This is a genomic window from Paracoccus versutus (assembly GCF_029909795.1).
In the GTDB taxonomy this organism is placed as follows: domain Bacteria; phylum Pseudomonadota; class Alphaproteobacteria; order Rhodobacterales; family Rhodobacteraceae; genus Paracoccus; species Paracoccus versutus.
On the sequence record NZ_CP038197.1, the window covers coordinates 1,521,646 to 1,542,340 of the forward strand.

Annotated in this window: 23 protein-coding genes and 1 tRNA gene; 4 read left to right on the top strand and 20 right to left on the bottom strand. The window is 63.5% G+C overall.

Going from position 1 to position 20,695, the window contains the following annotated elements; genetic code table 11:
* The first annotated feature begins 1 nt into the window (after position 1).
* From E3U25_RS18770 to E3U25_RS18780, 3 genes are all read left to right on the top strand, one after another.
* A complete protein-coding gene (locus tag E3U25_RS18770; RefSeq protein WP_116221903.1) occupies positions 2-1,333 on the top strand; it encodes a recombinase family protein in 1,332 nt (443 codons plus the stop codon).
* Complete coding sequence (locus tag E3U25_RS18775) at positions 1,330-1,722, top strand: hypothetical protein (protein ID WP_116221902.1); 393 nt, start codon at positions 1,330-1,332, stop codon at positions 1,720-1,722. Before E3U25_RS18770 ends, E3U25_RS18775 begins: the two co-directional genes overlap by 4 nt.
* 230 nt (positions 1,723-1,952) lie before the next feature.
* Entirely contained in the window at positions 1,953-3,008 is a 1,056-nt protein-coding gene (locus E3U25_RS18780; protein WP_147304509.1) for a hypothetical protein, read from the top strand.
* Between the two features lie 354 nt (positions 3,009-3,362).
* Here E3U25_RS18780 and E3U25_RS18785 read toward each other — a convergent pair whose 3' ends face one another.
* The 7 genes from E3U25_RS18785 to E3U25_RS18815 form a co-directional block, all read right to left on the bottom strand.
* Entirely contained in the window at positions 3,363-4,199 is an 837-nt protein-coding gene (locus E3U25_RS18785; RefSeq protein ID WP_116221899.1) for a protein NO VEIN domain-containing protein, read from the bottom strand.
* A 349-nt stretch (positions 4,200-4,548) separates the two neighbouring features.
* Positions 4,549-4,638: transfer RNA gene (locus E3U25_RS18790), tRNA-Ser, on the bottom strand.
* 581 nt (positions 4,639-5,219) lie between these two features.
* Entirely contained in the window at positions 5,220-5,711 is a 492-nt protein-coding gene (locus tag E3U25_RS18795; RefSeq protein ID WP_072463829.1) for a YciE/YciF ferroxidase family protein, read from the bottom strand.
* 184 nt (positions 5,712-5,895) lie between these two features.
* The gene (locus E3U25_RS18800; protein ID WP_166435523.1) at positions 5,896-6,054 is read right to left on the bottom strand and encodes a hypothetical protein; all 159 of its coding nucleotides are present in this window, start codon (positions 6,052-6,054) and stop codon (positions 5,896-5,898) included.
* A gap of 132 nt (positions 6,055-6,186) precedes the next feature.
* On the bottom strand, positions 6,187-6,312 hold the full coding sequence (locus E3U25_RS18805; RefSeq protein ID WP_276330417.1) for a hypothetical protein: 126 nt from the start codon (positions 6,310-6,312) through the stop codon (positions 6,187-6,189).
* Positions 6,312-6,512, bottom strand: a complete 201-nt coding sequence (locus E3U25_RS18810) for a hypothetical protein (protein WP_116221898.1) — start codon at positions 6,510-6,512, stop codon at positions 6,312-6,314. The genes E3U25_RS18805 and E3U25_RS18810 overlap by 1 nt, the downstream gene beginning before the upstream one ends.
* 3 nt (positions 6,513-6,515) lie before the next feature.
* A complete protein-coding gene (locus E3U25_RS18815) occupies positions 6,516-7,340 on the bottom strand; it encodes an N-acetylmuramidase domain-containing protein (protein ID WP_116222417.1) in 825 nt (274 codons plus the stop codon).
* Positions 7,341-7,563: 223 nt separating this feature from the next.
* On the opposite strand from E3U25_RS18815, the gene E3U25_RS18820 reads away from it, so the two are divergent.
* Positions 7,564-7,983 carry a hypothetical protein gene (locus E3U25_RS18820; RefSeq protein WP_072463826.1) on the top strand — a complete coding sequence of 140 codons (420 nt, stop codon included), beginning with the start codon at positions 7,564-7,566 and terminating at the stop codon, positions 7,981-7,983.
* Positions 7,984-8,013: 30 nt separating this feature from the next.
* On the opposite strand, the gene E3U25_RS18825 is transcribed toward E3U25_RS18820, so the two are convergent.
* The 13 genes from E3U25_RS18825 to E3U25_RS18885 all read right to left on the bottom strand — a co-directional run bounded on the left by E3U25_RS18825 (position 8,014) and on the right by E3U25_RS18885 (position 20,693).
* Positions 8,014-8,847: a hypothetical protein gene (locus E3U25_RS18825; RefSeq protein ID WP_147304508.1), complete on the bottom strand. Its 834-nt coding sequence runs from the start codon at positions 8,845-8,847 to the stop codon at positions 8,014-8,016.
* Positions 8,847-9,107, bottom strand: a complete 261-nt coding sequence (locus E3U25_RS18830) for a spike base protein, RCAP_Rcc01079 family (RefSeq protein WP_116221896.1) — start codon at positions 9,105-9,107, stop codon at positions 8,847-8,849. Before E3U25_RS18830 ends, E3U25_RS18825 begins: the two co-directional genes overlap by 1 nt.
* A 114-nt stretch (positions 9,108-9,221) precedes the next feature.
* Entirely contained in the window at positions 9,222-9,548 is a 327-nt protein-coding gene (locus tag E3U25_RS18835; protein WP_116221895.1) for a phage holin family protein, read from the bottom strand.
* A gap of 74 nt (positions 9,549-9,622) precedes the next feature.
* A complete protein-coding gene (locus E3U25_RS18840; protein ID WP_116221894.1) occupies positions 9,623-10,411 on the bottom strand; it encodes a hypothetical protein in 789 nt (262 codons plus the stop codon).
* A 4-nt stretch (positions 10,412-10,415) separates the two neighbouring features.
* Entirely contained in the window at positions 10,416-12,581 is a 2,166-nt protein-coding gene (locus tag E3U25_RS18845; protein WP_147304507.1) for a hypothetical protein, read from the bottom strand.
* Entirely contained in the window at positions 12,578-13,222 is a 645-nt protein-coding gene (locus tag E3U25_RS18850) for a hypothetical protein (RefSeq protein WP_116220823.1), read from the bottom strand. Before E3U25_RS18850 ends, E3U25_RS18845 begins: the two co-directional genes overlap by 4 nt.
* Before the next feature lie 11 nt (positions 13,223-13,233).
* On the bottom strand, positions 13,234-15,411 hold the full coding sequence (locus tag E3U25_RS18855; protein WP_208861599.1) for a phage tail protein: 2,178 nt from the start codon (positions 15,409-15,411) through the stop codon (positions 13,234-13,236).
* Positions 15,398-15,817 (bottom strand): DUF6950 family protein, encoded by a 420-nt coding sequence (locus E3U25_RS18860; protein ID WP_116221892.1) that lies wholly within the window; start codon positions 15,815-15,817, stop codon positions 15,398-15,400. The genes E3U25_RS18855 and E3U25_RS18860 overlap by 14 nt, the downstream gene beginning before the upstream one ends.
* Positions 15,817-16,404, bottom strand: coding sequence for a hypothetical protein (locus E3U25_RS18865; protein WP_116221891.1), 588 nt, complete (start codon positions 16,402-16,404; stop codon positions 15,817-15,819). The genes E3U25_RS18860 and E3U25_RS18865 overlap by 1 nt, the downstream gene beginning before the upstream one ends.
* Positions 16,401-17,057 carry a hypothetical protein gene (locus E3U25_RS18870; protein ID WP_116221890.1) on the bottom strand — a complete coding sequence of 219 codons (657 nt, stop codon included), beginning with the start codon at positions 17,055-17,057 and terminating at the stop codon, positions 16,401-16,403. The genes E3U25_RS18865 and E3U25_RS18870 overlap by 4 nt, the downstream gene beginning before the upstream one ends.
* Entirely contained in the window at positions 17,054-20,182 is a 3,129-nt protein-coding gene (locus E3U25_RS18875) for a tape measure protein (protein WP_116221889.1), read from the bottom strand. Before E3U25_RS18875 ends, E3U25_RS18870 begins: the two co-directional genes overlap by 4 nt.
* Positions 20,179-20,322: a phage tail assembly chaperone gene (locus E3U25_RS18880; protein ID WP_083539171.1), complete on the bottom strand. Its 144-nt coding sequence runs from the start codon at positions 20,320-20,322 to the stop codon at positions 20,179-20,181. Before E3U25_RS18880 ends, E3U25_RS18875 begins: the two co-directional genes overlap by 4 nt.
* Positions 20,322-20,693: a hypothetical protein gene (locus E3U25_RS18885; protein ID WP_166435522.1), complete on the bottom strand. Its 372-nt coding sequence runs from the start codon at positions 20,691-20,693 to the stop codon at positions 20,322-20,324. Before E3U25_RS18885 ends, E3U25_RS18880 begins: the two co-directional genes overlap by 1 nt.
* Positions 20,694-20,695 lie beyond the last annotated feature (2 nt).

Sequence of the window (20,695 nt, forward strand, 5' to 3'; positions counted from 1 at the left end):
CATGGACATGAACACGCGCCCCGGCCGCCGTCTGCGCTGCGCCATCTACACCCGCAAGTCGAGCGAGGAAGGGCTCGACATGGAGTTCAACAGCCTCGACGCCCAGCGGGAGGCTTGCGAGGCCTATATCGCCAGCCAGAAATCCGAGGGCTGGGTCGCCACGCGCGACCGCTATGACGACGGCGGCTTTTCGGGCGGCAACCTGGACCGGCCTGGGTTGAAACAGCTGCTGGCGGACATCGACGACGGGCTGATTGACGTGGTGGTGGTCTACAAGATTGACCGCCTAAGCCGCGCTCTGATGGATTTCTCGAAGCTCGTCGAGGTTTTCGACCGCAACGGCGTCACCTTCGTCTCGGTCACGCAGTCCTTCAACACAACCACGTCCATGGGACGGCTGACGCTGAATATCCTGCTCAGCTTCGCCCAGTTCGAGCGCGAGGTCATCGGCGAACGCATCCGCGACAAGGTTGCCGCCTCGCGCAAGCGCGGGATCTGGATGGGGGGCTATGTGCCGCTCGGCTACGATGTGCAGGACCGCAAGCTGGTGATCAACGAGACTGAGGCCGCCTCTGTGCGCCGGATCTTCGACCGGTTCGTCGAACTCGGCTCGGCCACGATGCTGGCGAAGGAGCTGCGGCGGGAGGGGTTTCGCAGTAAGCAGGGCACGCTGATCGACAAGGGTTACCTTTATCGGGTGCTCCGCAATCGCGTCTATCGCGGCGACGCCGTCCACAAGGGCAAGGCCTATCCCGGCGAACACGACGCCATCGTCACCGACAAGGTTTGGGATCAGGTCGATGCGATCCTGCAGGGCAACCGCCACGCGCGGTCCAGCAACAGCCGCATGCAGACGCCCGCGCCGCTGAAGGGCCTGATCTTCACCGACACCGGCGCGGCCATGACCCCGACCGCGACCAAGAAACGCGGCAAGCTCTACCGCTATTACGTCTCGATGGACGTGATCAAGAACCGCACGACGGAGGATGACAGCGGCGGCGATCAAGCACCGACCCGCTTGCCTGCGGGCATGGTCGAGGACGCCATCGTCACCGAGGTCCGGCGCATCCTGCAGACACCCGAGGTGGTCACGCAGGTGCTGGCGGCGTTGAAGCGCGATCAGGTATCCGAGGCCGAGGCCATCGCGGCGCTGCATGATTTCAACACCCTCTGGGCGCAGCTGTTTCCGCTCGAGCAGGCGCGGATCATCCAGCTTCTGGTCCGGCGCGTCACTGTCACCGCCGCCGGGCTCGAGGTCGACATCCGGCGCGAAGGCGTCGCAGGCGTCATCCGCGAGATGATCGCCCCACGCGACATGGAGGCCGCCGAATGACCCGAAACAATGACACGATCCGCGTGCTGATCCCCCTGAAGCTGCGTAAGAAGAACGGGCGGCCGAAAATCATGCCGCCCGCCGATTACAGCCCGAGCGAGGATCAGACGCAGGACCCGCACATCCTGCGCGCCATCGGCCGGGCATGGGGCTGGCGGCGGCGCATGGAGGCAGGTGAGTTCGCCACGATCCAGGAACTGGCCGAGGCCGTCGGTCTGGCCGAGCGCCACGTCAGCCGCCAGCTGCGCCTCGCCTATCTGGCACCAGAGGTCCTCAAACGCCTGACCTGCGGACGCGAGGCGTCGGCGGTCAGCCTCTATGACCTGTGTTTTCTGAACGGGGAGACATGGCAGGAGCAGACTGAGCGGGCGTTTTGTCATGGTGCGTAGCACCCAGCCCATTCCTCTCAATGCAGTGAACACCCTCGTTCTGAGCTGGTGACTGCTGCCGGAGGACAAGTCGCAACTGGATTGCCTTGAGGACACAAATGATGAACAATCAAGGGAGCCGCGTGCGCGGCGTTTGCTTCCTGCGAAATCTTGACGTAAACGCGTGACAGGCTTCCAAACGGAAATCCGTCTGAGGGAGCCGTGATCTTCTATACTTTGGGTTGTCTGCTATGGACGATAGAAACATTCGCCTGCATTTTGAAGGCCCAAAGACAATAGGGCACACCGTACCAGCACAGGTTATGGTGCGCGCCTTGGAAAACATTCAGCAAATCGTTTATCTCTTGGCAAAGCAAGAACGTGGAAACGTTATGAAGCAGCGCGCAAGGGTTTCACGGGAGATTGAAAAGACTTTCGCGATAATCTGCCAAGTCCCCGAGAACGGTGGATATGCGCTGCCGCAGGAGATTGGCGATCCTTCCGACGATTTCTTCAACGAAGACGAAATAAAATCAGTCGCGCATAAATTCAGAGTTCTCAGCGAGGCGATTGAGGCAGAGGATTCCGCGAAGGTTAGCCAAATCGTCCCCGACCACATCTATCGATCTGCGATCCTGAAACGATACAAGGCTGCTCAGCCGCCTAAGAGATCGGGTCTTGTGCTTTCCATTGAGGACTACAGGCACAATCGGCTTTTCGGCGGGAAGAACGCGCTTGATAAGATCGAACGAATTGAATCATCGGGTAAGGTTCATGAGTTTGGAGAAACCCCCGGTTACCTGACCGGGACGCTCGTGAAGATGGATTTTGTCCAAAGGTCACTATCTCTCAAACTATTGAGTGGAAATACGGTCCAAGCCGTTTACCAGGATGATTTCGAGCCGACGCTACTGGAGAATGCCAGGGGCCTAATCCAGATTCATGGGAACATTCAGTATAATGAAAAGAATGATCCAACGCTGATTTCTGATGTTGACGACGTCACCGAACTCGACCTCTCTCCGATTGCGATCAAGCAGTTTGAGGTCGCTGGAAGCGTCATATCGGTCGTTCCTCCGCTAAACTTCGAGATCGAGCTCGATGAGGATAGCGGCATGCTTTCATCCTCGAGTGATTTCGAGATTTTGGTTTGTGCAGAAACAAGGCCTGCACTTGAAGACGAAATCGACGAAGCGCTTCGAATGCTTTGGCTTGAGTACGCCCAAGAGAATGACGATGCGCTGTCACCTAAGGCTATTGAGCTTGCAAATAATTTACGAGCGCGATTTTCAATGGACAGTGAGTAGTTGCCATGCAGAGAGATGACGTTGAATCGGCACTTCTGCGCAAGGGCTTCCAGAAGAACAATACCGATCACTCGTACTATCAATTCTTTGATAAGAACGGGAAGAAGACGATTGTAAATACGAAGACATCTTTTGGCTCAAGATATAAGACGTTAGGGTCGCCGCTTGTGGCTCAGATGGCGCGACAGTGCAAACTTACAAAGGCGCAGTTTCAGCAGCTGGTCGAATGCACGTTAAGTCACGAGAACTATGAGAAAATTCTAAACGACGGCGGTCACATTTAGAAGTTTGTGTCGATGCGCGGCTATCGATGCACTGGCCAATCCCTGATGTCCCGATCATCCGCTGTGTGCTTCAATGAAAACTCGCCTGAAAGGACGTCGCGGTCAGCGAGACATGCGCTTCCAGCGGCGGGTGCAGCTCGAACGCCTTCGGCTCGCGGGCGAAGTTCCAGAGCCGGAACAAAGACCATTCCGAGCGTCGCTCCTCGGCCACGGCCAGCTCGTTGCGGCTGATATGAAAAGGCGTGCGCTCCCAGCCATTCGTCGTCTTCACCTCGATCAGGCGCGGACGGCCGTCCGGCGCGAAACTGGCAATGTCGTAGCCGGCGCCATCGCCATCTTCCTCCGACACCCACCTGACCTTGCGCGCAAGATCGTCGCGGCCCGCTGATTTCAGGGCTGCCCGTTCGTGCGCCAGGACGCGTTCCTCACCGGCACGGCCGAGGGCGCGGTTTCGCTCGTCTCGCGCCGCGACATCGAATTTGCGGGCGATGTGCAGCATCTTTTCAAGCTCCTGCGGCGGCGGCTGGTTCGACAACGTGGGCGGCGGCCCGATCCAGATCGGCCGCACCTCCGCAAGGCCTGTCGTCGCTCTGATGCCCGAATAGCGGCCGAGCCATGCCGGGTTCAGCGCCAACCAGCGCGCCACGGCATCCACCAGCGTCATCTGGAAATTGAAGGCGGGCTTGTAGCCCGGGATCCAGTCCTCACCCAGCCCCTTCAGCACGGCGCTGATGTTCTGGTGCTTGAACTCGACCGATCCCTCGGACCGATCATTCAACAACGGCAGAAGCGCCCGTCGATGCTCGGCCTTGTTATAGGGGCGACCAGAGACGTCATCGGCCAGCATCGCGAAGTAATCCGCGACGATCAGGTCGTTCTCTTGATCTGTCCAGGCCCCGTTCGACATCGCGCCAGGCTAGGGGCGGAAACTGCGTTTGTCATCAGAGACTTCGCGCAAAACTCCCAAGACATACCAACGACCACGCCGCCCGTGTCGCGCCTCTGACTTCATCGAAACAAGCCGGATCCAGCGAAACACGGGCGCAACGCGATCCTGTCAGTTCACTGAAATATATGGGGATTTTTAACCCGTCTCGCCGAGAGCGCAGGGCGGGTGGAAAGAGACGGTGGGCGTTCGGAGACCGATATCGCGCGGCAGGCCAGTCTCCGAAGGGCGGATGGTCCCTGCAAACCCCTTTGGCACATAAAGAAAAAGGCCCCGCGAGGGACCTGTTTTCGGGTTTGCAATGTGCAAATGGCGGAGACGAAGGGATTCGAACCCTCGAGGCGGTTTCCCGCCTGCACCCTTAGCAGGGGTGTGCCTTCGACCACTCGGCCACGTCTCCGCCGCCCCGTATATGGGTCAAGCGCCAAGGAAACAAGGGGTTTTTAGATTGATCGTGCAGCACTGGCGGCAAGCTGCGTTTTCCCGGATTTTCGCGGAACTTCCCGAGAACTGCACGTGATTCTCGTGCAAAATCCGTGCAAGGCGTTCTGGGGTTGTTCACTGCGGCGGGCAGCCCGCTCAGCCGCTCGGCCGAGACCGCTGCCACGGGTCCAGCGGCTTGGGATACCGTGTCACATGCGGATGGTGGGCCGCGCAGCCCTTGCACACCGCTCTACCGCAGAACGCCCAGTAATCGATGCCCTCGGGCAAGTCCTGAGGATAGAACGTCTGATCGCGTTTGCACCGCCAGCATGTGACGACGACGTGTGTGGTGCCGGGCTCGAATAGCAGTTCTGTCATGGCGATTCCCTTCCGCCGCCACGAGAACATAAAGTGAACTATGGAGTCCAGATGCCCGGTGATCACGCTGCGGCCGGGATCCGTCCCGCCTCGTTCGAGCCGAGGCGAGACGGTGAACTGTTGTGCCGTATCCGTTAGCTTGCAGGCTTCAACAACCTAAGTCGCAAGGAAGAGCAACGGTTATTTCTTGGAGGGTTGCTTGGCCTCATTCACGGCGGTTACCGCAAGCGCAGTCAGTTTTGCGTTCGCAGCTTTTTCCTCGTCCAGGATGGATGTAAGCAACGTGTGCGCCTCGTCATGACCCAGAACCTTGGCCCATTCGCGCAACGTGCCGTAACGCGCGATCTCGTAGTGTTCGACCGCTTGGGCTGCTCCGATCAGCGCCACATCCAAAGCATGGCCCGAAGCCTCTTCAATCAGGCCATCGGTCTCCTTCAGCAAGCCGTCCATGGCGTCGCATTTTTCGCCTTTGGCTTCCTGCCCGATTGACTTGAAGACCGCCTCCAGGGTCTTAATGTGCCCTTTGGTTTCCTTGAGATGGCCGTCAATTGCCGTCTTTAGCTCAGCGTTGTTTACGGATTTAGAAACCTTCGGCAGGGACTTGGAAAGGGCGTTTTCTGCCCAGTAGATATCCTGCAAAGTATGCTCGAACGCGTCCTGCAGCGTTTTCATCAGACAGTTCCTCCACAAAACTCACCGCTTGGCGCGGTACGGCACGGTAACGTCCTAATGCATGGGCAGTTCCAGAAACGACGCACGGGCAAGGCATGGTGATGATGGACCGCTCCCGGCGCGGTTGGCAGCGCCGCCACCATGCAAAAAGGCCCCGCCCCGGCGAACCGAAGCGGAGCGCAGGTCAGCTGTGGCGCTGATCAGACCGCTCTTCAGCGTCGAGCTTCGCCACCATGGCATCAAATATGCTCTCAGCTTCGTCGTCCGTCAGCTTCTCGAACTTCTGTCCCTCAGTCTTCCGGTATTCCGGGTCATGTAGCTCTGGAACGAATTTTTGCCCCATCTCTTCACCCTCCACCTGACTGATGTGGGGAGGCTAGCATGGGGACAGATGGATGCCGAATCCTGACAGGCACACCGGCAGATTCCCGCCGATCTTCGTCACGACACGCGAACGTCGTGAGCTATCCGCGATTTACAAAGCATAGCGCGGCACCCCCATCGCCTGCGCCGTGATCACCGCCGCCGCCGCGAAGGCGGCGCCGACCGCTAGGCCGGTGACCAGGGACGCGGCCAGCGCGGCCTCATAAGGCCCGTGCACTACCTCACCCCCCATCTGGCGAAGATCGCGCCGGAGAGGCCTGCGGCCGCGACCGCGGCGGCGATCACCGCCTCGACGTTGATGGTCAGCATATGCGAGGCGGCGTCATAGCTGACGCCCCAGCCGCCCAGCAGGCCGGCCAGCATGGTGAGCAGCGGCGACAGGACATAGATCGCCATGCGGACGAATACGGAATTCATGGATCAGTTCTCCTTGAGAAGGGCGGGCCAGGTCTTGGGCCCGATGATGCCGTCCTGCTTGAGGCCGGCGGATTTCTGGAAAGCGATGGTGGAGGTGCGGGTGTTGGCGCCGAAGATCCCGTCCACCCCGCGAGGATCGAAGCCGAGCGTGGTCAGGCGCTGCTGGGCGTGGCGCACGGCATCGCCGCGGCTGCCCAGGCCGATCTTCGGATAGGCCGGCGCGAGCGTGTCGGGGATCCCCTGCCATTTCTTGAACGCTGCGGCGAGCTTGGTGTGATAGCCATGGGTCGCGTATCCTGGGCCGTTGTAGCCGCGGGCGAATGCCGACCAATCATGCCGGCGCAGTTCATCGTCCAGGCCCTCGGAGATGATGAAGCTGATCATCGCCTCTAGTTGGGCGACCTCGCTGTGGCAGAATGCCTCGACCATGTCGCCGGGCGTCGCAAAGCCCGCAGCCTTGTGATTGCCGCCGAGGATCTGGCCCAGGCCCCAGCTGGCCGAGCGCAGCGCCGCATTGGTGTCGACCTTCATGGCCAGCGCCAGGCGCGGGTAGCTGTCCTTGGGATAGGGCGCGCTGCCCCACCGCTGATAGGCCAGGCCCGAAGCCTCGGCCGTGGCGCGCTTCTGCCCCGGCCCCAGCTCGCGCCAGAACACATGCGGCTCGAAGAGCATCTTCGACCGGCCCTGGCCGTCGAAGCCGCCGCCGGAGGTCTCGACCTCGATCACGGCGCGGATTTCATCCTCGCCAGCGCCGATCAGCCGCGCCGTGCGCGCCACGTCGATATCGGTGAGCCGCGTGGCGCGGCCCTTGAACCCTGCTGGGATCATGCGTTTCTCCAATGAAAAAGCCCCGCGCGAGGCAAGGCGATGGGTGGGATGTTCCACGTTCATTCGCGAAATGGTCCCGGTTCTGAACTGACCGGTTCGGGAACGATCTGGGTCTGTTCCCGGATGTTCTCGCTGGCAGCTTTCCGCCAGCGCATGTTTTTGTGATGCAACTGCCGCTGGGGCCAAAGCTATATTGCTCTGTGAATTCTACGGAGCACGAACGATGAAACTGGCACCGATGCTGCTGACCGCCTTGACCGTTGCCACCTTTGGTTCGGCCCCGGCCGTCGCCGATCCTGGACGGGGGCATGGCAAAGGCGGGCCCGCGCGTCATCACGACGACCGCGGCCACAGGGACAGCCACCGCGCGCCGGTCCGCTATGTGACCGATTGCCCGCCCGGCCTCGCCAAGAAGAACCCGCCCTGCATTCCGCCCGGTCAGGTCGGCAAACGTTACGGCACCCGCGTCGGCGATACGCTACGCATCGGCGATTACCTGTTGATCCGCGATCTGGACCGGTACGGCCTGGAGCAGCGCCGAGGGTGGAAGTACTACCGGGACGATGGCCGGATTTACCGCGTCGACAGCAGCACCCGGAAGATCCTCGCAGTGCTGAACCTGATCGACGCCTTCGCGAACTGAGCGGGGTTCCCAAAGGACTCGATCCGGTGATCAGCCTGGAAGCGGCTCCGGTTCGGGCAACGGATCTCCGACCAGCGAGGAACTGTATTCGACCGCCCCGCCCATGCCGGCGCACTCATGGGCAAGAAGCGTGTCCCAAGCCATCTGGTCGACGGTCTCGTCGCCCGCACGCACGAACGGGCAACGCTCCTGGGTCAGGAAGCTGTAGACCAGATAGGACATTCCGCGCGGATAGGGGCTGTCCGGCCGCGCCAGGTGCAGCCCGTCCGAATAGATCGCGTCGCCGTATTCGGCACGCATCGCCGCCACAAACGGGAAGGCGGGGATGATCCATACCCGCTGCCCAGTGTGCAGCTCCAGCCATTGCCGCAAGCCCTGTGAGAAGCCCGTGGCATTGGCATGGAGATCATCGCGACCCTGCGGCGGCCAGATGTCCTGGATGATCAACTCGGCACCACGGGCGGAAGCGTCCAGCGCGTCCCAGTATGCCTGCTGGAGGGTGTTCCTGCCTTCTGTGCTGTCGAAGGCCGGAAAGCCGGGGCCGGTCGGATCGGTGAATTCGGAAACGATCACCGCGTCATAGGCCGAGTTGCGCAGGTGGCCGTTCAGCGCCCGGACATCCTGCAGCGAGCCATAGCTGACGTAGTCGGACAGCGCCGTGCCGGGCCAGTCGGTATCCAGCACACCGCCAAAGGGCCATGCTTCCTCCCCCGCAGGCGCACCATAGGCGGTCTGCACAAAGCTGTGCCCGGCGAACAGGATGGTGGCGCTGGGGCTGGTGGCGCGTCGAGGATGTCGTGGGCCACCCGCCGACGCGGCAACGCCTTGCGAGAACCCTATGCCGATGCCCAATCCGATCCGCATCAAACCCAACCCGTGATGTCGGCGGCCGTTGTCCCGGTGGCCAGAATGCGATCCGCGCCAAGCGCATAGGTTCCAGGCGGCAGCGTGGCGGTCACATAGCTCTCGCCATCAGTGCCGCGCCAAGCCAATGTGCCGGCCGTACCGAGGGTCACGGCGCGGATGGCCTCGGGGAGATCCGCGTCATCGCTGGGGGTCACGACATGGGAGCCGAGCGCTGGCGCATTGGCCCCGTGCAAGAAGGTGCTGAACCTGTTTGCCATTTTTTACCTCATGAGGATGTGCCGATCGACGGCAGAAAGGGAAACGGGACAAAAGTCCTGGAGCTTGGAAGGCCGCGATTGCCGTGCTGGAGAGACGCGCAGCCGAGCTGGGCGTTACGGTGCCTTCCGATTGACCCACCAGCGCTCCAGCGCCGCGCAGATACCTCGGGGGCCGAGGTAGGACAGCACCGCGATCAGCGCCACGGTCTGCGGGTCAGTCAGTTCCAGGTATTCGCCGGCGCCGTCACCGATCAGCGCCATCCCGATGGCCATCGGAAGCTCCCAGATCATGAACAGCCCGAAGGCCGGGCGGCGGCGGGCCCTGACCTCACCGGCATGCCACATCAGACGGCCCACGACGGCAGCAACCATGGCCGTCCCTGCCCCGCCGATCAGTTTCTGCATGGCCTCGATCAGGCCGGGTTCAGGCGGGGTATCCATCGTCTCTCCGCTTGCCAAAGAAGAAGCCCCGCCTGGGCGGGGCTGTTGAGATGCTGGGGGAATGCCTTCGGTTTTCAGGTAATGCCGAACAGCGTTTCCAGCCGCTGGCAATCCTCCGTCAACTCATCAACCCCCATTGCCCTGTCGTAGAACCGGGCTTCGCGCAGCAGGAAGTTACCCGCCCCGCCAGCCGAGAGCCCTCGACCGAGAATGTCGCAGCCGAAGATCGGGTGGCGAATTTCAGTCACCTCGGGGTATGCGGCAGCGCGGGTATGCAGTGTGTCACCCGTCTTGTAGACGTAGCTGGGGCCGACCGAACTGATGGAGGCGCCGATGACTTTCCACGCATCGGGGTTGCCGGTCGGAACGTAAACGCCAGTCGCCCCCGAAGCGAAAACCGCGACACGCGGGTTCGTCACCCCATCGGCATCAGCAACGGGTCGAATGGCGGGCGATCCGCCCGGCGTGTCGCCCGGTTCCAAAATCCGAAGGTTGGATGAGGTCGGGCCATAGGCACGGATGCGGATGGTGAGGATGATCGTGCATTGCCCGGTGTTGATGTTGACTCGGCCTTCCGTTGTCAGCGAACGGTCCCCGCTGAAATCCAGGACGCCCAGGTTATCCGGCCCGCCGTTCCAAACGAATTCGGGGCGCAGGCTGTCGTTGATCACCTGGTCGAAGTTCCTGGCTGCGTAGGGTGCCCTGCCTCGGGCCATGACAGCCGGGCGAACCCCAGGTGACGCGCCAGTCAACCGGCCAGGATCGAGGATGATCAGCGCATCCTTGTCGTAGATGTTGGGCCGCGTCAGCGGGATCGGGCCAGTGATCGCCTTCTGGCCGAAAAATGCGACGGTATCGGGCATCGGCTTAGCTCTCCGTGCGATAGAGGTTGTTGTTGATCAGATGGCGGCGAAATTCCTGCGCCGCGAGATAGCGCCCGAGCGCGTTGAAGTGGCCCGCGTCGCGCGACAGCGACGGGCAACGGTTGCCCGCGGCCTGTTGCGCCAGATCTTCCGTGGTCGGGCCAGCGAAGCCGGGGGCGAGGCCGTTCAGAATATCGGACGGGATTGCCGCGGCATCGGTCCACACCTGCGCCCCGAGGAAATAGGCGTTCATATCCCAGACCAACGGCCCCCATTTGGCGATCATGGCAGCATTGCCACTGGCGAACTTTGCTCGGTTCGGGTTTTCGGGGGCCCAATCCATATCGCACATGTCCGTCCAGATCGAAAAGCGAAGATCCCGAGCATCGAGATAGTTCACGATGGCTTCGCGCCGCTCAAAGATATGCTCCCAGGTCGATCCGCCCGGCGCGTCGTTCCAGCCGGTATGGATGACAAAGAAGCGGTCCCGCAGGGTCGGGCCGAGAATGGGAATGAACGGCGTGTTCGGGCTCATCGCGACAACGCTTCCCGACTCTGTCCGCGTAAATTGCAATGATCCGTCCGCGGCCGACCATGCCAGGGTGCCGCGAACATTCCCCAGCCAGCCGTCATAGGCTTTCAACTGGTTGTTGCCGGTCATGTTGGTCGTCGTGACCAGGACCGAGCCGGAGGCCGGGACGGAACCGCCTGTGACCGTGATGAGCGCCGGGATAGCACCCAGGCGCGCGGCCGTGTGCATCGAACGCTCTCCGCTTTTGCAGTCGTTCGTCACCTCTTCGACCTCGACCCCGCCGTAAGCCGGCACAAGACCGTCGAACGCACCGGCGATTTCCGTCCGCATTTCCCAGGGCGTGGAGGATCCGATGACGGCGATTTTGGTCAGATCGGACCTGGCCCGTGCGAAGGTCACTTCGGCGGATCGGTCGTAGAACGGCGAGTCGAGCTCTTGAGAGGCCGAGCCCGGATCGGAAATGCGATCGCTGAGATTGTCCCAGATTTCGTCATAGACCCAAGCCGGCCAGCCGCCATCGCTCTCTTGTGCCCAGCCCGGCATCACATAGTTGCCGTCCCTGTCGTGCTGGCTGAAAATCAGCCCCGATCCTTGGACTTCGCGGATCACGCCGCTCGGCGGCAGATCAGGCATGCGGCTGCTGGTATCGGCCCAGATCTCGTCATAGATCCAGGCGGGCCAGCCACCGTCGCTTTCCTGCGCCCAGCCCGGCATGATGAAGTTGCCGTTCGCGTCATGCTGGCTGAAAATATACTCGCCGCCGACTTCACGGATCACGCCGCTCGGCGGAAGCTCGGGGAGCATGGGTTCGACCCTGGTCCAGATCTCGTCGTAGATCCAGGAAGGCCAACCGCCATCGCTCTCCTGCGCCCAGCCCGGCATCACGTAGTTGCCGTTTCGGTCCACCGAGGCCAGAATATATCCGCTCATGTCTGCCACAGGGCGGATCATGGAGGAACGGGCGGAAACCTCATTGTCCAGCAATTCTCGGCGCGGCAATCTCAACGCCACGCCCCAACTAGGTTGCGTCTCGAACAGAGGATCGTCGGCGGCGTTACTGAAACTGCGCACCGCAAGATACTCGCCCTCAATCGTCGTGATGAGATTGAGCGAACCGGGCAGGTTGGCCTGGCCGAAGTTTACGGCGGCAGTGCGCGAAGTGAAGGTTTTCCCGGTATTGGAGAGGGCCGCTGGCAGACCGCTGATGTCCCCAAAGCGCACGGATTCCGACAGTCGGACTTCCTTCCTGTCAGGAGCGTTCCAGAAAATATAGCCTAGAAAACGCTGACCTTCGGAGAGATCGTTCGCCGCAAGTGTGCCTCCATTGCGAGCGCGGATCGTAAACTCCATACCGCCGATGCTGATGATCGGATCGGGCCCGGTGTTCGCAAACGGGCAGCGGAACCGCAGCATCTGGCCTGCCGAGAGCGAGATGTGCGTCTGCGCTGCAGGGATGCTCGCCATGATCAACTGGCCGGTGGACGCTTCCGTGTCGGTTTGGAGCGCGAGGACATCGCCCTGATTGTCGGCGTTGCGGCGAGCGATCATTTCAGCGGAAAGGTCAGCGGCCGAAACGCCCGTGGTAGGAACTGTGCCGCCGACGAACAGCAGCAGCCTGGACTTGTCGAGGATGCTCACGGCGTCACCTCCCTGACGATATGAATGGTGCCGGATTGCGTTCTGCTGATGCGGACGCCGCTGGTTACTTTCACGTCAACCCAATGCGCTCCGAGCGGCAGCTGCGCGCTGAGGCCGGCGGACATCGAGATTTCCAGCATGCCCTTGACCGCATCGCTGACATGGACGGTGAGCGGCCGCGTGATGCCATCCGGGCCGCGCATGGCGGCCGAGACCGTCATGCCGGTCAGGTCCACCGGCCGGCCGAATTCATCGATCCACTGGCCGCCGATGTTGATCGTGTCGCCCCGTTTCCAGGTCGCCTCCGATCTGGCATCCCGCGGGATCTCGACCGCGACCAGGTCCATCAGCGTGAACGGTCCCGCCGCGCCGGTCGGAACCACATCGGGCAGCATGGTGGTCACCAGCCGGTTTTCGGCCTCCGACCAATGCTCGACCGTCACGGTGTAGGGCACGCCGCCGGCGCGCCCGACCAGCTCGACATCGATCATGCCGGCGCCGCTGATCGGCGCCACCACCGGGCCGCCGGAAATCGTGGTCGCGCCGACGATCCCGCCGTTCTTCGGCCGAAAGATCACCCGGCCATGCGCCGGGATCGTCCCGTCCGGCAACCGGACGGGGCCAGCGATCTGTGTCGCCATGTCTGCCCTCTTCAGATGATGGTGATCGTGACCGGGCCGCTGCGCGGGCCGGCAATGCCCGAGCCGTTCAGCGGCTCGATCCAGTAGCTGTGATCGCCGACGCCTGGCGCCGGATCGCTCCATTCGTCGGCCAGGTTCGGCGCGCCGTATTCGGTGCCGACATGCACCGCGTCGTCAAACGACGTGCTGTTCGTCGCGCGCCAGATCCGCGCGGCGGCATAGACCGGGTCGTTCGGCGGGATGAAGGCCAGGCCAACGGATGAGCCCGCCGCCGCCCCGGTGAAATGCTGCATCGCCGCCGGCGGCACGCTGTTGGCCACGGCGCGCAGGACCAGCGGCGCCTCGGGCACCCATGCGCTGACCCGGTTGCCGCCCGTGCGGTTGCGGATCTGCGCCTCGTAATCCTGCCCGTCGACCAGGGCGGACAGCACCTGCGTCGATTGCCCGGCGCCGACATCGATCATCTGCCAGTCGGCGATGCCGGCGCCGGGCGAGCGGAACCGCAGCTGCTGACGCAGATCCTCGGGCTGGGCCGGCCAGACATATTCGATCATGGCCACGCCGCCCGTTCCCTCGATCACCGAGCCGGAGAGCGAGCCCGGCGCCGTCACGATCCGATCCTCGGAAATCGTCGCCCGCAGCGTCCTGGGCGGCTCCAGCGCCAACGCGTCGGGATCGAAATCCCCCGGATCGACCGAGGCGGCTTCGATGGAAAAGGTGTGCGATCCGGCGTTGCGGCTCAGCATCGCCACCTCGACCACGCAGTCAATCCCGGCTTCGGCATGCCGGATGCGCAAGAACCGCTCGCCGATGCAGTCGTAGCCGATCACCTTCAGTGTGCCGCTGACCTGCCATTCCGGCTGCGCCGCCTTCGCCCAACGCCAGATGATGCGCCAGGCCTGGTTGTGGCTGTCGACGCCGTTGCATTCCTCTTCCGACCGATCCCCGAGCGGGTTGAGAACGACCGCGCCGCTGACCTCGCCGCTCCAGTCGCGGGCGGGCTCGACATAGCGCAGCGCATAGCTGCCGACCTCGTCCGGGCCCGTGGCCTTGTGCCGGATCGACAGCGAAAGGAAATCCTCGTCCGTCAGGGTCAACGTGGGGGCGGAATAGGCCCCGACCTTGAAGCCGAGCTTCCCGTCCGGCCGCTCGTAGAACCAGGCATCGCAGCACATCATCAGATGCGCCCGCACCTGCTCCCAGGTCATGTCGCTGCGCAGCACCGTATTGATGGTCCAGCGCCGCTGGGTGCCGCCGTCCCGGTTTGTCACCAGCTGGTCGGATATATCCGCCTCGGCCGCCACCTCGTCCCAGTCCACCTCCTTGCCGAACCAGGTCGCGACATCGGCGATGACCAGCGCCGCATTGTTCGACCAGCTGCGGCTGTCCGTGCGCGGATCATAGACCGTGTCGCAGCCGTCCCAGACCGGCGCATAGGCCCATTCGCGACCACCGGGATAAATGTTCTGGAACTCCTCCATCGACGGCCGCGCCGCCGAGAGCGCCGCATAGGACAGGCCGGAGAAATCGTCGGATTCCGATACCTCGGGGAAGGTCGCCCGCCAGACCGGATCGGCCCCCTGGTCGGAATGGCCGGTATAGGTGCGGATCGAGCCGTGATAGTCCGTCGACTTCGCCGGTGGGTTGCGCCACAGCACCGGATCGGTCAGCACCCAGCCGTTGGCATCGGTTTCGACCGGCCATTTGTCCAGATAGTGCTGCACCGGCCCCAGCGTCGAATGCGCGGCGATGATCACGCCGTAATGCCGCTTGCGCCGGTTGTCCGAGCCAAGCGGCGTCGTCATCGAGGCACTGGAATAGGCCGCCAGCGCATAAGGGCCGCCCTTGCGCACCCGGCCATAGACGCGGTCCTGCCAGGACACGTCCTGGGCGTAGTTCGCCATGATCTCGGGCGGCGATGGCATCTGCGGCTTGGGCGCGAGGCTCTGGGCCAGCGCCGACATGCCGATGGACACCACGACGCGCGACAGGAACGACCCGCCGACCAGCCATGCGCCGGCATTCATGCCAACCGCGAAAGCGCCGCTGATCCCGGCCCCGGCCGCGGCGCCCGTGGTCAGGCCGACCCAGACGCCCTGGATGAACGGGATCACCGGACCGGCCTCGGCCGGCGTGCTGAAGCATGTGGTGGAAAGCAGCGCGGCCAGCGCCAGGCTACGGAGCCTCATAGCCAACCTCCCATGCGGCGGCGATCTTGAGCGGCACGACCGCGTTGACGGCGCCGGACTGGTCCTTCAGCGCCCATGTGCGGCCGAGGCAGAGCGCCATATGCGGCCGCGCCACGCCGCGTTCGGTCAGCAGCAGGATCACCCCGACATCGCCGGGGCGGGGCTTGCCGGTGCGCGCGAGGCCGGCGCGGTCGAGACAGGGGCCGACGGCGCCGACCGGATCGGTGAAGAACCGGGTCACGCGCTGGCACTCGGCCGCGCTTTCGTAGGTCAGGCGGACATCGGCGGCCGGATCGACGCCGCGCATGCGCAAGATCCAGTCCGCGCAGAGCGTCACGCAATCGTTCTCGCCCCACTGGTAGGTGACCCTCTGCCAGCGGTTCAGTTTTGCATAAAGCGGTGACATCAGCCGAAAAGCTTCTCTTCCTGGAACGTGTCGGTCGGCATGAATCGCAGCGAGCTGTTCGGCGCCCCGATGAGCCGCGCGTGATCCGCCACGGTGTATTGCAGCCCCGGCGCGGTATTGCGCCCGGTGAACGGCCCCTCGAAGGTCAGTGTGATCCGGCGCTCCAGCCCGCCCGACAGGTCGAACTCGATGTGACCGCCCCGCCGGGTGAGCCAGCGCACCGGCGCATGGGCCGGCGCGTGGAACTCGGCCATCGAGCCGATGGGTTGGAGCCAGAAGACGATCTCTCGGCCCCTGACGTAATCGGTCCCGAGCGCCCGCACCTGCGCCACCAGGTCGCCGTCATCGGGATCGGGGATGAAGGTCAGCGACAGCGATCCCGCCGGCGCCTCGCCCTGGATCGAGAGCCGCAATTCCGAACTGTCGATCAGCTGGCTGCCGATCCATTCTCGGTCGGCCACGTCCACGAACCGGCCATCGGCGCCCAGCAGGAAGCGGAAAACGCCGTCGGCGGTCTCGATGGAGACCATGTCCATCAGCCCCACGGCATCGGCGCGCGGGTTGAAGCCGGCGGGAAAGATGCTCATGACCTGTTGACCCATTCCACGAGGTCGAATGTCGCGGTGCCGCCTTCCCCGAACCGATATTCGGGGAAGCCCATCTCGTCGCTCTTTGCGAGGAAGATGCCGCGCGCAAAAAGATCGATCATGCCAGCGGGTGGAATAGCCTTGCGCAGCATGTCGACCTGCAACGTGGTCTCCGCGCCGCTGCCGGTCCTACCGACCACCGCGAACGGCCAATCGTTGTAGGAGAGCCATGCGCCGACCCGGATAGGTTCTGCCGCCAGAGTCTCATCGACCACGATGCTAGTCGCGCCTGCGGCGGCACCTGATGGACACGCGACGCGGGGGCGCGGCTCTTGGTAAAGACCAGCCTGATATGCCTGCCAATTCTGGAACCAATCACCTTGGGTCTCTGGAGCCGAAACCGGGTCGATCATCCGCATCCGATAGGCTCCAACCCGGCCCCTCGCGCGAACGACCATTGCGCGCCAGGCGCCGATCATGGGGGACGGCAGCGTGATCGTGGGCTTGCCGACGAAGCGCGGCAAGCGGTTGTAGACCACCTGTTCAGAGCCGTTGGTTCCTTCAGATGGTGGCTGGCCGCGCCAGTCGATCCGCCAATTGAACTGTCGCCCCTCCATGAACAGCCGAGGCACATCAATGATGTCGCGGTTCATTTGATCCCTCTGGCCTGCATGTCCCGAATCTGGCCCGGAAGCGCGCGCCGCTGTTGCTGCATCCCCAGGGCCGTGACGCCGGCGGACTCGCGTCGCACATGCGTGGTGAGACGGCCATCATCATCGGGGCCTACCTCGGCGATATACGGCTGCGGGACATAGATAACCTGCGGCTGGCTGATCTCGGCTCGCTCACGCAACAGCGCCTGCATGCCGCCCAGGTCGGGCATTCGGATCGTGACCGGAATCGAGCGACCGTCGGGCAGCGGAACATATGCCTCGGGCATGTCGCCCTCGCCGAAAATCGCCATCTGCGGGCTGTTGGCGATACCGCCAGCGGCATAGGCCCGCATCGGAAGATCGACCGGGCCGGCGCCCGTCATGATCCCGCCAGAGGCGAACAGCGACCCCAGCCAGCCGAAAACCTTGCCCGCCCCCTTATCGAATCCGCCCAGCAGGCCGCCCCAGTTTCCGCCCACCGAGAGAGCGCCCTCGTTGAACAGGAGAAGCTGCACGACAGCCCGCTTCAAGGCATCCTCCAGCCGACCGGCCGCGCTGGCGCTATCCGTGAACATGCTGATCAGGAGTTCCTTGCCTTCGGCGGCATTCTCCTGAAGTTCCAACAGGCGCTTGGTGGACTCCTCCAGCTTCTCTTGGTCCAGAGCGGCTTGGGCGGCGGCCGCGGCCAGATCCTCGATCTGCTCACGATAAGTCTTCGTGCTTCCGGCAACCTTCTCGTCCAGATCGATCCCCATCCGCTTGGCATCGTTCATCAGGTCGAAGCGCGTGATCGCGCGGGCCTGCTCGGCGGCGGATTTCCCGATCAGCGAGATGTCGAGTTGCTGCCGCGCCGCAGAGACCTCCAGCGACTCGTTGAAGTCCTTGCGGGCATCGGTGTGCTTCTTCAGGGCGTCGAGCGCCTCAACCTGCGACTCGGATGCGCCACCGAACGCCTGGGCTTCCTCGATCCGCCGGCCGCGGTTGATGCCGCTATTATCGGCACCGCGCGCCGCGATGGCGTCAGCTACGGCCTGCTGGTTCCCCGATTGCAGCGCCGCCACGACGCCTGCCAGGTCGCCGCCGGCCTTGAACTCGCCCTCCCCATAGTTGTGCAGCAGCGAAGCCAGCGCACCCTTCTGCGGTGCAGACAAGCCCTCGAACGCCGTCTGCCCGATCTGGCCGATGATGGTCGAGAAATAGCTTTGGATGCGCCGGTCCAGATCACGGGCCGCATCTGCGGCAGTGATGCTCATGCCCTTCTGGATCGAATACACCGAGCCGTCGGCGCGGGTTCCCGTGTCGGATCCGTAGCCCGCTCGATAGGCATCCACGACGCGCTGCCCGTTCCGAACGGTGTAATCGGGGTAGGCATCCGTCCGGAATCCTTCCCGTGCGGCGATCATGTCGCGCGCGGCTTGCGTGGCTTCCGAGGTCGCGAGCCAGGCGCCCGTGCGACGCGAAGCGCCATATTCGCGATAGGCCGCTGCCGCACCCGGTGGCAGCCCTTCGTTGGGACCGGCGCTCAGCGCATCCTGAATTTCCTTGATCTGGCCGAGACTCTTCACGGCTTCGTCAAGCTGCTTGAGGAACGGGATCATTCCCGCGGCGAGGCCAGAAAAGGTTTCCCTGTTATCCCTCGCGAGTTGAGCGAGCCTATCGCTCAGATCCCCCGCCGACATTTCGCCTTTGCGAAAACCATCGGCCAGGCTCTCGATACGCTTGATATTTTCCTCAGAGACCCGCCCCGTTAGCGTCTCGTCGCGAACCCACTTGTCCAGCATCGCGGTGATCGTCCTGGAGAGATCATCCACCTTGTCGGCCGCTTCGCCAGCGGTCTCCTTCACATCCTCCCCAGCCTGGAACTTCTCCGACTCGGACATCCGGGCGACCGCGGCCCTGATCCGCTCGGCCGCGCCTTCCACGTCGGCCGCCGCGCCAGAGGCTTCTGCCCCCAAGAGCCCAAACCGCTCCTGCAACCGCTGCACGGCCGCGCTCGAGTCGTCATTGCGCCCGCGCAGATACATGGCCGCCGCGCCCGCGGTGAACAGCGCCGCACCCCATGGCCCGCCGAGGAGCGACATGAGGCCACGGAATACGGCTGTCGCGCGGACACCCGATGCGGCAAGGGCGGTGAGGCGTGCGGTAGCGATACTGGCAGCGGCGGGGATCACCATGATCCCCCGCGTGCCGGCGGCCAGCAGCGCAGTTTGCCCAACGATTTTCAGCGCTTCCCCAAGAACCTCGGCTGCGCCGGCATTCTCGTGCATGAACTGTGCCAACCCTTGCATGGCGCCCGCCAGCGCGTCCGTGGCCCCCAAGCCACTGTCAAACTCGCCCACGGCGGCCAGTAGGCCGGTGCGCAAGGCATCGGACGCTTCCGCAACGGTCATGTTGAACGCGCCGAGCTTATCGCGACTGGTCCGTTCCAGGTCTTCGAGAGCCTGCACCATCACGGCGCGGGTCAGCTTGCCCTGAGCGCCCAGGTCGCGCAGTTGCTCGACCGTGCCGCCTGCGGCCTTGGCGATCGCATCCAGCAGCTCATAGGGCGCGGCCTCGCGCAGAGAACGCAGCTCGTCGCCTTGCAGCACGCCGGATTGCAGCGCCTGCCCGAACTGGAGCGCCACCGATCCACGGGCCGCATTGTCCAGCCCGCCGGTGATCAGCAGGCGGTTCAGCGTTCCCACCTGCCGGATCGTCTGTTCCAACGGCTGGTCCCGAAGGGATTTCTGCATCCGAGTCAGTAGTCCCACCGTGTCCTCGACAGGGGTGCGGGTCTCGATGGCGAGGGCATAGATCGCCTTGCGGGTGTCGTCAGACGCCGCACCGATCCCGCGCATCTGGTTTTCCAGCGATTTCGCCTGATCAGCGAGATCGATGAAGGCGCGTGATGCGAAGAAGCTGATCCCGGCCCCGACCGCCGCACCAAGGCCGGCCGCGATGGATCGCAGGCTGACCAGCGCCTGGCCGGTGCGATTGGCGCGGGCCTCGATATCGGAAAACCCGACCTGCGAAACCATCTGAAACCGCTTCACGCCGTCGGACATGGTGCCGACCTTGGACATGAAGGGGGCAATGGCAGCGTCGAATTTCGCCACCATCGCGCGGTCAGCACTGAAAGGGATCATGCCTGGTTCCTCGCGGCCTTGATGGCCTTGGCTTCTTCCTCGGCGGCCTCGATGGCCGCCCAGAGCTCGCGGGGCGTCGCCGCCCAGAATTCAGAAGGCGTCCAGCCAAGGCCGTGTTTGGCCGTGGCTGTCTTGAACATCAAGCCGAGGGCGTTGCCTTCGCCAGCCTCTCGGCCTCGGCCTCGATCTTTCCCTTTTGCTCGGGGGTCCACCCAAGCGCGGCGAGGTATTCGCCAATGGGAATGATCACGTCGTCAGACCAGGGGCCGGCCTCGAAGATCATCTTCGCAACCTTCTGTTCATCGACCTGCCTGCCGTCGCCCTGATCGGTCTGCCGCATACCGACGGTGACGATGCAGGCTAGGGCAGCCAGCGTGCCCGAGCCGGTCAGGATTTGGGTATAGAGTGGCCGCAACGGCCCCAGCCGGGTTTCAATGTCGCCATATGCGGCAAAGGTGGGGCGCATCAGGCAGTCCGATGCGCCTAAGCGGATCTTGATGATTTCCCGCATCA

Bases quoted from the DNA above. Each gene is read 5' to 3' on its own strand.
- E3U25_RS18770 (WP_116221903.1), top strand. From the start codon at position 2: ATGGACATGAACACGCGCCCCGGCCGCCGTCTGCGCTGCGCCATCTAC.
- E3U25_RS18775 (WP_116221902.1), top strand. From the start codon at position 1,330: ATGACCCGAAACAATGACACGATCCGCGTGCTGATCCCCCTGAAGCTG.
- E3U25_RS18780 (WP_147304509.1), top strand. From the start codon at position 1,953: ATGGACGATAGAAACATTCGCCTGCATTTTGAAGGCCCAAAGACAATA.
- E3U25_RS18785 (WP_116221899.1), bottom strand. From the start codon at position 4,199: ATGTCGAACGGGGCCTGGACAGATCAAGAGAACGACCTGATCGTCGCG.
- E3U25_RS18795 (WP_072463829.1), bottom strand. From the start codon at position 5,711: ATGAAAACGCTGCAGGACGCGTTCGAGCATACTTTGCAGGATATCTAC.
- E3U25_RS18800 (WP_166435523.1), bottom strand. From the start codon at position 6,054: ATGGGGCAAAAATTCGTTCCAGAGCTACATGACCCGGAATACCGGAAG.
- E3U25_RS18810 (WP_116221898.1), bottom strand. From the start codon at position 6,512: ATGAATTCCGTATTCGTCCGCATGGCGATCTATGTCCTGTCGCCGCTG.
- E3U25_RS18815 (WP_116222417.1), bottom strand. From the start codon at position 7,340: ATGATCCCAGCAGGGTTCAAGGGCCGCGCCACGCGGCTCACCGATATC.
- E3U25_RS18820 (WP_072463826.1), top strand. From the start codon at position 7,564: ATGAAACTGGCACCGATGCTGCTGACCGCCTTGACCGTTGCCACCTTT.
- E3U25_RS18825 (WP_147304508.1), bottom strand. From the start codon at position 8,847: ATGCGGATCGGATTGGGCATCGGCATAGGGTTCTCGCAAGGCGTTGCC.
- E3U25_RS18830 (WP_116221896.1), bottom strand. From the start codon at position 9,107: ATGGCAAACAGGTTCAGCACCTTCTTGCACGGGGCCAATGCGCCAGCG.
- E3U25_RS18835 (WP_116221895.1), bottom strand. From the start codon at position 9,548: ATGGATACCCCGCCTGAACCCGGCCTGATCGAGGCCATGCAGAAACTG.
- E3U25_RS18840 (WP_116221894.1), bottom strand. From the start codon at position 10,411: ATGCCCGATACCGTCGCATTTTTCGGCCAGAAGGCGATCACTGGCCCG.
- E3U25_RS18850 (WP_116220823.1), bottom strand. From the start codon at position 13,222: ATGGCGACACAGATCGCTGGCCCCGTCCGGTTGCCGGACGGGACGATC.
- E3U25_RS18855 (WP_208861599.1), bottom strand. From the start codon at position 15,411: ATGAGGCTCCGTAGCCTGGCGCTGGCCGCGCTGCTTTCCACCACATGC.
- E3U25_RS18860 (WP_116221892.1), bottom strand. From the start codon at position 15,817: ATGTCACCGCTTTATGCAAAACTGAACCGCTGGCAGAGGGTCACCTAC.
- E3U25_RS18865 (WP_116221891.1), bottom strand. From the start codon at position 16,404: ATGAGCATCTTTCCCGCCGGCTTCAACCCGCGCGCCGATGCCGTGGGG.
- E3U25_RS18870 (WP_116221890.1), bottom strand. From the start codon at position 17,057: ATGAACCGCGACATCATTGATGTGCCTCGGCTGTTCATGGAGGGGCGA.
- E3U25_RS18875 (WP_116221889.1), bottom strand. From the start codon at position 20,182: ATGATCCCTTTCAGTGCTGACCGCGCGATGGTGGCGAAATTCGACGCT.
- E3U25_RS18880 (WP_083539171.1), bottom strand. From the start codon at position 20,322: ATGTTCAAGACAGCCACGGCCAAACACGGCCTTGGCTGGACGCCTTCT.
- E3U25_RS18885 (WP_166435522.1), bottom strand. From the start codon at position 20,693: ATGCGGGAAATCATCAAGATCCGCTTAGGCGCATCGGACTGCCTGATG.